Raw genomic sequence first — 12,793 nt, 5'->3', positions numbered from 1 at the left:
CACTTTCATCGCTGCGTGCGCCCGGCCAGTATCCGCGCCGATCGCTCCACATCGTCGAGCAGTTGGCCCCAGCTGGTCAGCTCCCGCACCGGCCCTTCCACGTCGAGCAGTTCGAGTAGCTGCCGCCGGTGGTGACTGAAACGTTTCGCGACCATCTCTCGCCGACGTCCCGTACATTCCGATGCCTCGAGCAGACAACGCCGGAGCGTCTGCTTCGGGTCAGGATCCGACTCGACGCGGTTGTGTCTGGGAAGCCCGAGCTTCACTTTCCCGTTCGGAACACCCGCGACTCGCCGAATGGCCGCTTCGTCGAGCAAGAGCCATGCCTCGGTCATCCGTACCGGTACGACTGGCAGTGTGATCCCGTTGTAGCGGTTGGCTTCGATCGCCTTCTCGATCTCGAGTCGCCGAGACATCGCTCCGGCGTTGTCCGCATCGCGATGCACCGCGACTAGGTCGACAGACCCGCCGAACAGTCGCAGACCGGCCCCGACGGTGGACCCCACGTCCTTGCCGACCTTCGGCAGTAGTCCGAAATCGGGATTGCTCAGTCGCAGATTGATGTCGTGCTCGATGAATAACCGCTCCACGATGGCCGCAAGCGGCTGGTCCGAGCTACCTTCGCAGACGAACAGCCCCGAGAAAACCCGAGCCGTCACCGCTCGACCTCCACCGGAAGCGTGAGCTGCGCTCCCGCGGGAGCCGCCAGATAGGCCAAGACGTCGGCGGTATCGAACGAGGGGTGCGACGGGTCCGAACGCCACGAGTTCCGGAATGGCAGCAGGGTGAGACCGCCGGTGATGGTGCCTGCCGCACTCCGCGTCGGTCGAACTTCGGCGAGCAGAACATCCTGGGGGTCACACAGTTGGAACACGGCGGGCGAATGAGTGTTGATGATGACCTGTCGGAGCGGGTTATCCGTCCCCGGTGCTTCACCGACGTCGACGGCGAGGTCCTGGACAAGGTCCAACATCGCGGGCAGATTCGCCGGATGGATGCCGTTCTCTGGTTCCTCCATACAAGTGAGGCCCGTGAAAGTCGGATCCTCAAGCAGCACGCACAGCGCGAGGAACCGGAGCGTGCCCTCGGACAACGCTCGCGCCGGTAGCCGTAGGCCCGCACGATCCTGCAAGAAGAGTGTGAAGACCTCCCGAACCTGGTCGGGCTCCACCGACAGCTCCGAGGCGCCGACCCCCGACAGATCCGAGAGCCGGTCCGCGACCCGGGCATACACCGCGTCCGGATCCACCCCCGCCGCACTGTCATTGGCGATTCGGTACAGCGTTGCCGCCAGATGGCGTCCGTCGCTGTCCATCGACCGAGGATCGGCGAAGCCGTCGGGTGCCCGCAAACCGGAAGGTTCCAGCGCGAGGCGCCGCCAGCTCTGCATCTCACGCCGTGCGGCGAGGATCGTCGGGTAGTCGTTGGTAGTGACGGTGCTGAGCACGGTTCGCCCGGCTCGCGCCGCAGGCCTGGGTTGCGGTTTGCCGAAGCTGCCACCGTCACCGTGCACATTGATCACAACGGCGCCATCGCGCTCACCGGTCGACAGGAACGCGCCACCACTGCGCCGCCCCAGAATCACCGCATTGCGAAAGTTCTTCGCACTGTGCGGAAAGCGCAGGTGCTTACCCGCATCACCGCGAATGATGTGTCGCAGCTCTTCCCGCAACAGGGTCAGCCGACCGACACTGCTCGCCGATTCCGCTGCGGAATAACCCAATTCGAGCTCATACCGCAGGAACGTCGTAGTCGCCTTGGCAGGCGCGCCTAGATCGTCCTCGACGTCCTGCGGCACGATCATCTCAGCGGCGAAGGTAATCCGATGCTCATGGTCGCGATATCCATCCCAAAACAGATCTCGAGGGTCAGCACCCCGCGTTCCCGCCGGGCCCCGCACCTGCTGGGCCGCCTCCACCAACGACTCCGAGGCGAGGTGCGACAGAAACTCGATGGCATCGAACACATTTGACTTACCAACCCCGTTGGCACCCGCGATACAGGTGAACGGACCGAAATCGACCTGCAGGTCGATAATGTTCTTGAACCCGCTGATCTCCAGCCTGGTCAGCATGCAGCCACCCTACCCCGCATCGCCGACCCCCTGCGTGAGGTTTCGACCGGAGGCGGTGGTGACATCGAATTGACCGGTCACTGCGGCGGTTATCAGAGACTGGCGGCGTTCGAAAAGCAGCGTACGATGACGGGAAATCCTTGAACGTATCTGTTCATGGCTGTCAACCGAGCGTTGAATGCCCTTTCCGAGTCGGGCTTGCAGAACCGAGCTGGGCGTTGGGATCAGCAACCTTTTCAAGTCCCAGATATTGAGCCCCCGGATCGTCGCTCCGGTCGTTCGTTCTCGCATTTGCTTTACTACCAATGGAGATTGCAGGACATGCTCCAACCACAGCGAGTCAGTGTCGGATCCAACTGAAATTCGAGCAGCATCCTGAGTCAAGTTCGCGCCATTCAGCTCATCAGGAACTCGCCTTACCTCTCCAACGCTGCCTCGAATTGCAATTACCAGGTCGCCACCTCTTAAGCGCGACCGCACATAGCCAGCCTCGATCTCGAAGGTCGTCTTACTGAGCTGCTCCACATTGAGTCTGCTGGATGCGACATCACCGCCCTTCACGATCGGCACGCCTACATCGACGTTCGGCCCAGGCAACACGATGCCGTACATGATCTGTCGCAACTGATCGGTCAGGTAGGCAAGCGGCGCCCACCTCCAACCGTTCGGCAGTTCACCATTCACAACCCCGTCACCTGGATTGAGTTCTTTCGCCAAGACAGCTCGTTCTCGCTCCACGACGAGCGTATCGAACCGTTGCAGAGCAGCCATTTGGACGTCTACGCGGGAGGTTTCGACATCGAGGAAGTCTGCGATGCGGCGCTGCTCCTCCAGCGGTGGAATCGAGAATTCACACGAGCGTATTCGATCTGCGCTCAGATGATAGATACTCGCACCCGTCGCAATCGACGCAAAAAGTCCCGATGCGAATGCTGCACGCGACCACCAACCCAGGAATCGACCATCCACGCCTACTCGCGGACGCAGCCTAAGGAGCGTGTTCTGAAAACAGACTGTTCCCGCGATCTCACCATTCCACACAGCCGATGCACCGACTGCTCGAAGGCTACCGCTACCTTCCGTGATGAGCACGTCCCCCGGGCGCAGTGCAAATGTCTCCTGCTCAGAAGGCGTGAAATTCATCGACTGAACATCACCTAGATCGAGAACTCCGTCTTTGACGTTCGCCGCACGCAGATACCGCACCATATCTGGGCCATCGGCATTTTCGGGTGACCGTTGACGTCCAAGCGCAACCTCGGCCGCGCCACGGAGGGAAGTCGTCCTCCACGTCATTTCGTGACCTCGCCCAACAAAGTCTGAATCTCCAACTCAAGAGACTTTAGTTCGGCATCGATCTCAGCCAATTTGCGTGGGGGGCAGAACGAAAAGAAGTAGCGCGTGAACGGAACTTCGTACCCGACCTTTGTCTTCGCGTGATCAATCCATGCGTCAGGCACGTGCGGCCGAACCTCGCGGTTGAGATAGTCGGTGACCTCTTCGGTCAGCGGAACGTTTTCGTAGTCGCGGAGATCAGGATCCGGTTCTGGCTCACTTTTCAGCTGTTGAACCTCGCCTTCAGAATCCCGCACCCCTATCGTCTCGCGGAACACCTTCGCGAAAGGCGCGCCCTTCGGCCAGGTTTCACCAACGGCGGTGACCGCCGCGTGCATCGCGTCGATCGCCTCCGCCTTCGTTTTCCACGTGGACCCGATCAGCGGTGCCAGGGCGTTGACCAGCACCTCAGGGTTTTCGAAATGTTTGGCGACTTGTGGAGTATGAGAAATCTTCCACATTGTGTCCTCTGACAATTCGAACCGGAGCTTGAGCGGCCGCTCGACCGTTATGCGGTGGTAGCCGAAGTCCTCGTTGGCGAACACCTTCACCTTTCCGTGCTGCGGGTGCGCGGGGTCTTTCGCGGCGGTCAGCGCTTCGGCGTACAGTCGCGTGATCTCTTCAATCTGCGCAGGGCTCACCTGCTTCCGCTTGTCCCCCAATGACTTCCGCATCTTCACCCAGTACTCACGAGCATCGAGCAGCACCACCTTCCCCCGATGATCCGGCTTCTTGCGGTTGCTGAGGATCCAGAAGTAGGTGGAGATGCCGGTGTTGTAGAACAGCTGATCCGGCAGTGCGACAACCGCTTCGAGCCAATCGTTCTCGATGATCCAGCGACGGATCTCCGATTCACCGGACCCGGCCGCACCAGTGAACAGCGGAGACCCGTTGAAGACGATCCCGATGCGACTACCACCTTCACCAGCGTGGTTGACTGGCTTCATCTTCGAGATCATGTGCTGCAAGAACAGCAGTGAGCCGTCGTTGATGCGGGGCAGGCCGGCGCCGTAGCGTCCAGCCTCGCCCAGGTTGGAAGCCTCCCACTCAACATCGCTCTTGATCTTCTTCCACTCCACACCGAACGGCGGATTGGCGAGCATGTAGTCGAACTTCTGCGTCTTGTGGCCGTCATTGTCGTCGAGGGAGTTGCCCAGCACGATGTGTTCGGAATCGTCGCCCTTGATCATCAGATCCGAGCGGCAGATCGCCCAGGACTCGGGGTTGAGTTCCTGGCCGTACAGATCGACTGTCGCGTGTGGGTTCAGCGCGGTGATGTGGGCTTCGGCGGCACTGAGCATGCCGCCGGTGCCGCAGGCGGGGTCAAGTACGCGACGGACCACGCCGGGGACGCTCAACAGGTCGGCGTCGGGGGCGATCAGTAGGTTCACCATCAGTTCGATGACCTCACGCGGCGTGAAGTGTTCGCCGGCAGTCTCATTCGACTGTTCGGCGAAGCGCCGGATCAGTTCCTCGAACACGTAACCCATCTGGTGGTTGGACACCACCTCGGGCCGCAGGTCGAGATCCGCGAACTTGCCGACCACCTGGTAGAGCAGACCTGCCGCCTCCAGCGTCCTGATCTGCTCGGCGAATTTGTACTTCTCCAGCACCTCGCGGGCGTTATCGGAGAACGCGCCCACATAGCTGATCAGGTTCTTACCCGCGTACGAAGGGTCGGAGGCGATCTTCTTCAGCGTGAGATCACTGGTGTTGTAGAACACCGTCTTAGCCGCGAGCTTCAGGAACCGATCGACATCGAGGTCACGCCCGGCGAGCGACTCGGCTTTCGCCACCACAGCATCGCGGGTCGGCGCGAGCACACATTCCAACCGTCGCAGCACGGTGAACGGCAGGATCACCCGGCCGTACTCGGACTGCTTGTAGTCGCCACGCAGCAGATCCGCGACCGACCACGCGTGGTTGGCCAATTCGCTGTGCTTGCCGGTGTTCATGCACTACCTCCCCGAGAGTCGTTCACGCTGTGGTTCGTCTGATTGGTGGGGCTCGGCGTTACCGCGCCCGCGATCAAGCCGGTGGTGACGACATCGACCACCTGATCTGCCGCGTCGCCTGCCTGCGCGAGCGCGGTCCGTAGCTGGTGCATGCCGCGGAACAGCTCACCGTAGCGGTGCTGTTCGACGATCGGCAGCAGCGGGATTCGTACTCGGCTGATGCCCGCCCGGATCGCCGTGGTGCCGACTCCGGTGGCCAGGTCGCCGCTGCCCGATACGAAGCCGGCGACGAACCAGGGGTCGAGGCGACCGGGGTTTGTGCGCAGCACTTGGATATTGGGGCCTACCGCGATGCCGACCTCGCCGGGACCGACGATCCGGAAGGCCTCGCCGTGGGGTGAGCGGATCGTCGGGATCAGCACATCACCGATCTCGAGCTCGACCGCCGGAGCGTCCGCTTGTACTGGGATCGAACCTGTCGCAGCGCTGCGAGTGGCGATGTCGCGGGCGGTCAGAGCGGGTCGCCGGTCCTCGGTGGACTCGGACGCACGGTGCGGAGCAGAGCGTAGGACGGTCACGGCTCCACCGCTGGAGAGGTCCGCAATCGTGGCGGTTCGCCAAGCGCCGCCCTCTGCCGGGACTACTCCCCCGACCACCTCAGCCGCGTTCGCGAGCGAGACGACCGCCGAGTTCAGTCGCGCCAGCGCCGAATCGGTGTCGTCGGCGACCGTCTGCGAATCGATCGCCATGCGCACCCGTGGGCCGGGGTTCAGATCGACCTCGTCATCGAGCAGGTCCACCGCGCGAGCGACGGTGGCCACCCCCGGTACTTCCGCATCCTCGGACCGGCCGTCGTTGAATGCGGTCCACGACCGGCGCACTGTGGACACCATCGCCGACCAATCGACTGCCTCACCGATTCCGGATTGGGTGGTGTCGCCCGCGAGGGATGCGGTGTCGATCAGCAGAACGGAGTCGGGAATCGGCAGTTCAGGGTCCGGCGGCTGAAGCACCCACACCTGCAAACTGACTCTAGTCCAAGCGAATTCAGGTAATCGCGGCGGCAGCCCGATCACAGCCCGTAACGCGCCGGAGCGCACGAGCGAAGCCCGGATCCGCCGCCCCGATTGCCGCGACCCGACGCCCGTGGGCAGGAGCAGCACAGCCAGTCCACCGGGCCTAGTGTGTGACAGCGCGTGCTGCACCCAGGCGAGCTCGCTGTCTTGGCGGCTCGGCAAGCCGTGCGCCCACCGCGCGTCATCGAGGCGAAGCTGTTCAGCACCCCAATCTCGATCACTCATCGGGCTACTCAGCACAGCATCGACTTGAAGGCCGGGAAAGGCGTCGTCCTGAAGGCTGTCGCCCACCGCGATGGTCGTGTCGAGGCCGGTTTCGGCATTGACGACGAGCCCCGCCAACGCCGCTTGCGTTTCGGCGACATCTTGGCCGTAGAGCTCGGTCGCGCCACGGTCTGCCGCCGCCACCAGAAGCGAACCACTGCCACAGGCTGGGTCGAGGACGCGGTACACACCAGCCGGTCGCAATGGTTCGAGCAGGTCTGCCATCAAGTCGGCGACATAGTCGGGTGTGCGGTAGCGAAGCGGGTCGCGGTCACCGCCGTTCGCGTGGTCAGCGAGGGCGAGCAAGGCAGCGCGTGGGCCTTCCACCTCGGCGACCGCGGTCATTCGGCGCACGATCTCAGCGCGATCAGCCGACTTCGGCGCTGCCCATCCCGACCCGGCGGGCGCGAGTGCGACCAACAGCTCTTGGGCGTCACGACTGGACAGCCCGGCCCGCAATGCGGTGGCCAGCTGACTGCTCGCCGACTCGTCCGGCGATGTTCCGCGCCCGGTCAACCATGTCTGCACGGCGTTCCAGTCGAAGACCGGGCGCGAATCCGTGCCACCGATCGGCTTCGGGAAATCCTCGTGACGCTTGCGCCAGTTGCTGACGGTCGCGCGGGTCACGCCAGCGAGCTTGGAGATCTCCGTGGCCGTCACCGGTGGTACCAGGTTCGTCATGTCACCCCTCTCGTGTACAACCGATCCTCGCCCAATAGATCGTGAAATGCAAGATCCGCACTAATTATTGACAACATTTTCACCATGTTGCATGCTGTGTACAACACTGAAATCTGCTGACGCTGACACCATCGACTCGGGAGGTTCGAGATGAGCAAGGACGTTCGACAGCGCCGCGGCCACCGTCGCCCGCATCGCACCCATCGGTCGCTGGATGTCCGAAGCGGCGCCGACCTGACCCGGCGTCGGGCTCCCATCCCGACCACCCGGTGCGCACACGGGAAGCGCCGCTACTTCAGCCGAACCGACGCCGAATTCGTCCTGGCCTGCCTCGACCCCGCCGACCCGCGCCGCCGAGAAAAGCGCAGCTACGAATGCCCGACCTGCCACGGCTGGCACCTCACCAGCCAGACGTTGGAGCAGTACGCCGCCGAGCAGGCAGCCAGGGCTCACACCCGGCCGCCGATCGTGCTCGACGCGCCGCACACCGCCGGCCCAATCCCGTCTCCGGCCCTCCTTGCCGCCCGCGCGGCCGAACGCGCGAAACCGGTTGCCACTCCGGCTGATTCGACGCCCAGCCGAGTGCGCGAGTTCGCGCGTCGAGTGCTGCGGCGGCTCGCCACCATCACCCTGCGCTAGCAACCGATTCAGCTTCCCCCGCCGGACAGGCCATGTCACGGCGCGATCACCCATGCCTTCTACGGCCCATCAAGGAGCAACCACATGACACTCTCGTTCGCCGCCATCGACGTCGAAACCGCCAACCCCACCCACGGCAGCATCTGCGCGATCGGCGTCACCGTTGTTCGCGACGGCATCGCGGTCACCACCCGCTCGATGCTGTGCAGGCCGCCGGCCGGGGTCGACAGCTTCTCGCCGCACAACGTGCGGATTCACGGCATCAAGCCGGGCGACGTCGCCGAGCAGCCGACCTTCGCCGAGCGCCTGCCCGAGGTACTGGCACTGGTAGGCGACCTGCCGGTCGTCGCGCACAACGCCCGCTTCGATATGGGCAACCTGACGCGGGCGTGCGGGTTCACAGGAGTTCCGTTGCCGATGTGGGACTTCGGTTGCACCCTCTCGTGGTCGGGACAGCAGTTGCGACTCGAAAGCTATGGACTCGCGAACGTCGCGCAGGCGCTCGGAGTCTCCCTGGACAAGCACCACGAAGCCGGTGCCGACGCGGCGGCCGCAGCCGGAGTCGCCCTCGGCCTCGCCCGACTGGCGGGCGCACGCACGCTCGTCGAACTGGCTCGGGCCAACGGCGCGTGCCTCACTCGATTGGCGAATCGGTAGGCGATTGGCCACATCGTTCCCTGACAAACCCACTCGAGAAGGACCCATGACCTATCCGCAGAATCCGCCGCAATTCCGGCCGGGGCCTCCGCAGAGACCAAGCGAGAGCCCGAAACCGCTAGTCATTGTCGTGGCCGCCATCGGTGGGCTGTGCACGTTCGGAATCGTCCTGTCGCTGATCGGCACGGCTATCGGATCCAGCGAGAACAGCGCGACGACGACGCGAGCCGGATCAACCGCCCCGCCTCGACGATTCGCCCGACACCGAGTGCCCCACCGGCCCCGACCTACGCCATCCCGGACCAACACAACCTGACGCCTGAACTGACCGTCCTCGAGAAGAAGTGCTACGGCTCGGCTGGATGCAATTTCCGATACGAACTGCGGCTGATCACGACGACACCTGTCGACTTCGCACCATCGAAGCGGTATCGGGTGACCATCGTCATCGAGGAGAGGACCACCTGGGAGCGCATCCACTCGCTCACTGTCGTCGGAAAGAAGGCCGATGTAGTCACCGGGCGAGTGAGCAGCGATACCAGCACCAACCCGGTCGCCACGATCCAGTGGATCACTCCGCTGTGATCCACCACCGGTATCACGCGACGAAGGAGATCAGATGACAACAACTCTTCCCACCCTGCCGGTTCCGCCACGGCGCCGAGACATCCAAGGGCTCAAGGCAGTGCTCGCCGCCTCGGTGCCCGGGGATCCAGCCAGCGCAGTGTTCCGATCGGAGGTGTATGGAACGTACGCGATCAGCGGGAACGTCACACAGTCCGGTGCGACGGGCGCGCTGATGCTCGGCGGTCTGCCCTTCGACACTGGCGCCCACCAGCCAGGAGACGCCACCGCCCACAACAGGACCGGCGGAAGTGGTCGCCAAGTTGACGCACGGCACTCCGGTTGTCGCCGAATTCCGGCAACATCCTTACGGCGAATTCGTGGTCACCGGCTTCGCGATCGCCGCACCCATGGGCATCTTCGTCGTCGGCGGCTGGTTCGTAACCCAACCCGGCTCGACCCTCCCCGCCGAGCGGCTTATCGCACTCCGTCGCTTGGCCGACACTGCCGTGGCCTCGGCCCCTGCACCCGTAATTCGATGGCCGGACACGGATGGCGACTGAGACTTCTGCGTCATCCGCCCAGCTACGGAGCGACCATGCCCTTGACAGCCTGTCGTAGGTCATCGCCTGATCAGTCAGTAACACCCGCGACCTACCAGGCGAAGGTGTAGAGGTTGGTGCTGTCGATAGCTCGTTCACTGAAACCGGTTCTCGTACAAACATTCAGGGGGAATGCACCGTGAATTCCGAAGAATTGTCGGCGGGTGTCGCCGAACATCTCATCGACCTCGTGTCCGCCCAGGTCACGTCCGACCCGGCGCTGTCGCCCGCCGTGCGGGCGGAAGTGCTCGCGGCGTTTCCCGAGCAAGCGCCCAAGCTATCCGGCAGTGGCGGGGTGCTGGCTGGAATGTTCGTTCGGTCGGTCGCTGTCAACGGGTTTCGTGGCATCGGACCGCGCGCCACACTCCGGGTCCAGCCAGCGCTCGGGTTGACGCTGATCGTGGGTCGAAATGGCTGCGGGAAGTCGAGTTTCGCGGAGGCCACGGAGTTCGCGCTGACCGGTGACAATCAGCGCTGGTCGAGCAAGTCGAAGATCTGGAAGGACGGGTGGCGCAATCTGCACGACGGTGCCGCGCCGCAGATCGAGGTCGAACTGCAGACCGAGTCGCCGGACAATCCGCTGACGATCGCCGGGGAGTGGGCCCAGGGGGCGGGACTCGACGGGGCGCAGTGGACCACGCACCGGAAGTCGGGGGTGTCGAGCGCGCTCGACCGCAGCGATCTCGCCCGTCCGCTCGAGCTCTACCGGCCGTTTCTGTCCTACAGCGAACTCGGGTCGTTGATCGACGGGTCGCCGACCGGGATGCACGACGCGCTGTACAGCGTGCTCGGACTCGAAGATCTCACCGCCGCAATAGCGGCCTTGTCGCGCAAACGGATCGATCTCGACAAGTCGATCAAAGAAGCCAAGAGCACGCGCGGGTTCTTGCTCGGCGAGCTCGCGAACCTCGATGACGAACGCGCACGCGCCGTCCACGCCTTGATGTCGGCCAGCACCCCGGATCTCGACGCTATCTCACGCGCGGTGCTCGGCGTCACCGATACGAGCGGCACCGGTGCGCTGCTGTCGGAGGTGATCTCGCTGGGGCTGCCCACCGAACAGGTGGTTTCCGAAGCCGCCGCGCGTCTCACCACCGCGACGACGCGGCTGCTCGGCGCCGCGACCACCGATGCCGCCGCCGGCGCGAAGCTCATGGAGCTGTTGCGGCTGGCGTCCACGTTCGCCGACGATGCCGATTGCCGGTGCCCGGTGTGCGGTGTCGGCGAGCTGGACGAGGCGTGGCGTGTGCGGACGCGGCAGGGCATCGCCGAAATTCGTAGCAGGACAAGCGCACTGGTCGAGGCAGAACGCGAGCACGGTGAGGCGCTGGCCGCCGTACGCCAATTGATTCGGACGGTCCCTCCCGCGCTCTCCTCGCCACCCATCGAGTCGGGTGAAGCGGTGCGTGCGTGGCAAGAGCTCGGCGAACTCGCGCAGGCGGACCCAGCGACGCTGCCCGGCCGGCTCGTCGACTGCCACCGACGGTTGCGGACCGCGATGATCGAGCTACAGAACCGGGCTCGCGCCGAATTGAGCCGCCTCGACGACCAGTGGGCGCCCATCGCCCGGCAGGTCGCCGGGTGGGTCGAACAAGCGAGAGCCGGGGCCGAGGCGCCGGAGCGGTTCAAGGTCACGAAGGCGGCGGAGGCGTGGCTCAAGAAGGCCTCGACCGCGCTGTGCGATGAACGCATGCGGCCGCTGGCCGAACAGACGCAACGGGTGTGGACGACGTTGCGTCAACAGAGCAATGTCGAACTCGGCTCGGTGCTGCTTCGGGGAGCCGCGGCGGCACGAAAGGTCAGCCTCGATGTGACTGTCGACGGTGTCGAGGGCGCGGCGCTCGGGGTGATGAGTCAGGGCGAACTGCACGCGCTCGGGCTGTCGCTGTTTCTCCCCCGTGCCACCGCGGAGCAGAGCCCGTTCCGGTTCTTGATGATCGACGACCCGGTTCAGTCGATGGACCCGGCCAAGGTCGACGGACTGGCCCGCGTACTCGCCGAGGTGGCCTCGACCCGTCAAGTCATCGTCTTCACCCACGACTTGCGGCTGCCAGAGGCGGTGCGGCGCTTGCAGATCCCCGCGACCGTGCTCGAAGTGCAACGCCGGGAACGTTCCGTCGTCGAGATCCACCGGTCGACCGACCCCGTGCACCGCTACCTCGACGACGCCCGCGCTCTCGCGCGCACTCCCCACCTTCCGCGCGAGGAAGGCAACGAGATCGTCACCATGTGCTGCCGGCTGGCCCTCGAGTCGGCAGCAACCAGTCGCGTGCGGCGGGTGCTCGGTGAGAACGGGTTGGCGCAGGCCGCGATCGACGAGCAGCTCGACGCCACCGACCGGACAGTCCAAAAGCTCGCACTGGCCCTGTATTTCGACCGAACTCGCGAGTCCGATGTCCTGGCCCGCATGGACAGCGAGCTCGGTTCGTGGGCGTCGGAGGTCGTGCGCGCGTGCAACAAGGGCGCGCATGGCAGCACTCCCGAACAGCTCGGTGAACTCGTGAAGCGAACGGAGAAGATCACCCGATGGCTCAGCAAGTGAGCACGGTCCAGTCCAGAATCCGCACCGCCGACGCCCTGATCAGCGACGCGGCGGCCGACATCGGCGGAATCTGGCCCCGCGCCTCGGCCTGGATGTTGCGGATCGCGCTGGAGGAATCGCTGCGTGAATTGTGGCAGGCCGCGTCACCAGGCATGGCGCGGGTGTCGCTGCGCGCCCAACTGCTGGTTCTGCCGATGTTCATCGGTGACGACGCCGCGGGCGAGGCGCGGCTGCTGTGGTCGGAGTTGTCCCATACGGCCCATCACCACGACTACGTCCTCGCGCCCACGGTCGAGGAATTACGGCGCTGGGAAAACGCCGTACGTCGGGTTGCCGACGCGGTCGACCAGCGCCGGAAACGACCGCTCACACCATCTCCCGTGTCCACACCAACCCTCTGAACC

At 64.4% G+C, this 12,793-nt stretch carries 11 protein-coding genes; 6 read left to right on the top strand and 5 right to left on the bottom strand.

The features are described from left to right. Positions 1-5: 5 nt before the first annotated feature. The 5 genes from ACFTS5_RS27480 to ACFTS5_RS27460 are packed head-to-tail and all read right to left on the bottom strand — an operon-like array spanning position 6 to position 7,385. Positions 6-659, bottom strand: coding sequence for a hypothetical protein (locus ACFTS5_RS27480; RefSeq protein WP_378636413.1), 654 nt, complete (start codon positions 657-659; stop codon positions 6-8). Continuing rightward, on the bottom strand, positions 656-2,074 hold the full coding sequence (locus ACFTS5_RS27475; protein WP_378636411.1) for an AAA family ATPase: 1,419 nt from the start codon (positions 2,072-2,074) through the stop codon (positions 656-658). The genes ACFTS5_RS27480 and ACFTS5_RS27475 overlap by 4 nt, the downstream gene beginning before the upstream one ends. Before the next feature lie 9 nt (positions 2,075-2,083). Next, positions 2,084-3,370, bottom strand: a complete 1,287-nt coding sequence (locus ACFTS5_RS27470; RefSeq protein ID WP_378636408.1) for a restriction endonuclease subunit S — start codon at positions 3,368-3,370, stop codon at positions 2,084-2,086. Next, positions 3,367-5,364, bottom strand: a complete 1,998-nt coding sequence (locus ACFTS5_RS27465) for an N-6 DNA methylase (RefSeq protein ID WP_378636406.1) — start codon at positions 5,362-5,364, stop codon at positions 3,367-3,369. Before ACFTS5_RS27465 ends, ACFTS5_RS27470 begins: the two co-directional genes overlap by 4 nt. Beyond that, positions 5,361-7,385: an N-6 DNA methylase gene (locus tag ACFTS5_RS27460; RefSeq protein WP_378636403.1), complete on the bottom strand. Its 2,025-nt coding sequence runs from the start codon at positions 7,383-7,385 to the stop codon at positions 5,361-5,363. Before ACFTS5_RS27460 ends, ACFTS5_RS27465 begins: the two co-directional genes overlap by 4 nt. Positions 7,386-7,535: 150 nt before the next feature. Between ACFTS5_RS27460 and ACFTS5_RS27455 the strand changes: the two genes are divergently transcribed. From ACFTS5_RS27455 to ACFTS5_RS27430, 6 genes are all read left to right on the top strand, one after another. Further along, on the top strand, positions 7,536-8,024 hold the full coding sequence (locus ACFTS5_RS27455) for a hypothetical protein (protein WP_378636400.1): 489 nt from the start codon (positions 7,536-7,538) through the stop codon (positions 8,022-8,024). Between the two features lie 84 nt (positions 8,025-8,108). Beyond that, positions 8,109-8,681 carry an exonuclease domain-containing protein gene (locus ACFTS5_RS27450; RefSeq protein ID WP_378636398.1) on the top strand — a complete coding sequence of 191 codons (573 nt, stop codon included), beginning with the start codon at positions 8,109-8,111 and terminating at the stop codon, positions 8,679-8,681. A gap of 150 nt (positions 8,682-8,831) precedes the next feature. Further along, positions 8,832-9,266 (top strand): hypothetical protein, encoded by a 435-nt coding sequence (locus tag ACFTS5_RS27445; protein WP_378636395.1) that lies wholly within the window; start codon positions 8,832-8,834, stop codon positions 9,264-9,266. Positions 9,267-9,556: 290 nt separating this feature from the next. Further along, positions 9,557-9,808 (top strand): hypothetical protein, encoded by a 252-nt coding sequence (locus ACFTS5_RS27440; protein WP_378636393.1) that lies wholly within the window; start codon positions 9,557-9,559, stop codon positions 9,806-9,808. 178 nt (positions 9,809-9,986) lie between these two features. Then, the gene (locus ACFTS5_RS27435) at positions 9,987-12,389 is read left to right on the top strand and encodes an AAA family ATPase (RefSeq protein ID WP_378636390.1); all 2,403 of its coding nucleotides are present in this window, start codon (positions 9,987-9,989) and stop codon (positions 12,387-12,389) included. After that, positions 12,374-12,790 carry a hypothetical protein gene (locus ACFTS5_RS27430; RefSeq protein ID WP_378636389.1) on the top strand — a complete coding sequence of 139 codons (417 nt, stop codon included), beginning with the start codon at positions 12,374-12,376 and terminating at the stop codon, positions 12,788-12,790. Before ACFTS5_RS27435 ends, ACFTS5_RS27430 begins: the two co-directional genes overlap by 16 nt. Positions 12,791-12,793 lie beyond the last annotated feature (3 nt).

The organism is Nocardia sp. NPDC056952 (assembly GCF_042674185.1).
Lineage (GTDB): Bacteria > Actinomycetota > Actinomycetes > Mycobacteriales > Mycobacteriaceae > Nocardia.
This window is presented reverse-complemented; position numbering and strand designations above follow the sequence as displayed.

What these genes read in the sequence shown, in the direction of transcription:
- ACFTS5_RS27430 (WP_378636389.1), top strand. Translation starts at nt 12,374, where the DNA reads ATGGCTCAGCAAGTGAGCACGGTCCAGTCCAGAATCCGCACCGCCGAC.
- ACFTS5_RS27455 (WP_378636400.1), top strand. Translation starts at nt 7,536, where the DNA reads ATGAGCAAGGACGTTCGACAGCGCCGCGGCCACCGTCGCCCGCATCGC.
- ACFTS5_RS27465 (WP_378636406.1), bottom strand. Translation starts at nt 5,364, where the DNA reads ATGAACACCGGCAAGCACAGCGAATTGGCCAACCACGCGTGGTCGGTC.
- ACFTS5_RS27470 (WP_378636408.1), bottom strand. Translation starts at nt 3,370, where the DNA reads ATGACGTGGAGGACGACTTCCCTCCGTGGCGCGGCCGAGGTTGCGCTT.
- ACFTS5_RS27460 (WP_378636403.1), bottom strand. Translation starts at nt 7,385, where the DNA reads ATGACGAACCTGGTACCACCGGTGACGGCCACGGAGATCTCCAAGCTC.
- ACFTS5_RS27475 (WP_378636411.1), bottom strand. Translation starts at nt 2,074, where the DNA reads ATGCTGACCAGGCTGGAGATCAGCGGGTTCAAGAACATTATCGACCTG.
- ACFTS5_RS27450 (WP_378636398.1), top strand. Translation starts at nt 8,109, where the DNA reads ATGACACTCTCGTTCGCCGCCATCGACGTCGAAACCGCCAACCCCACC.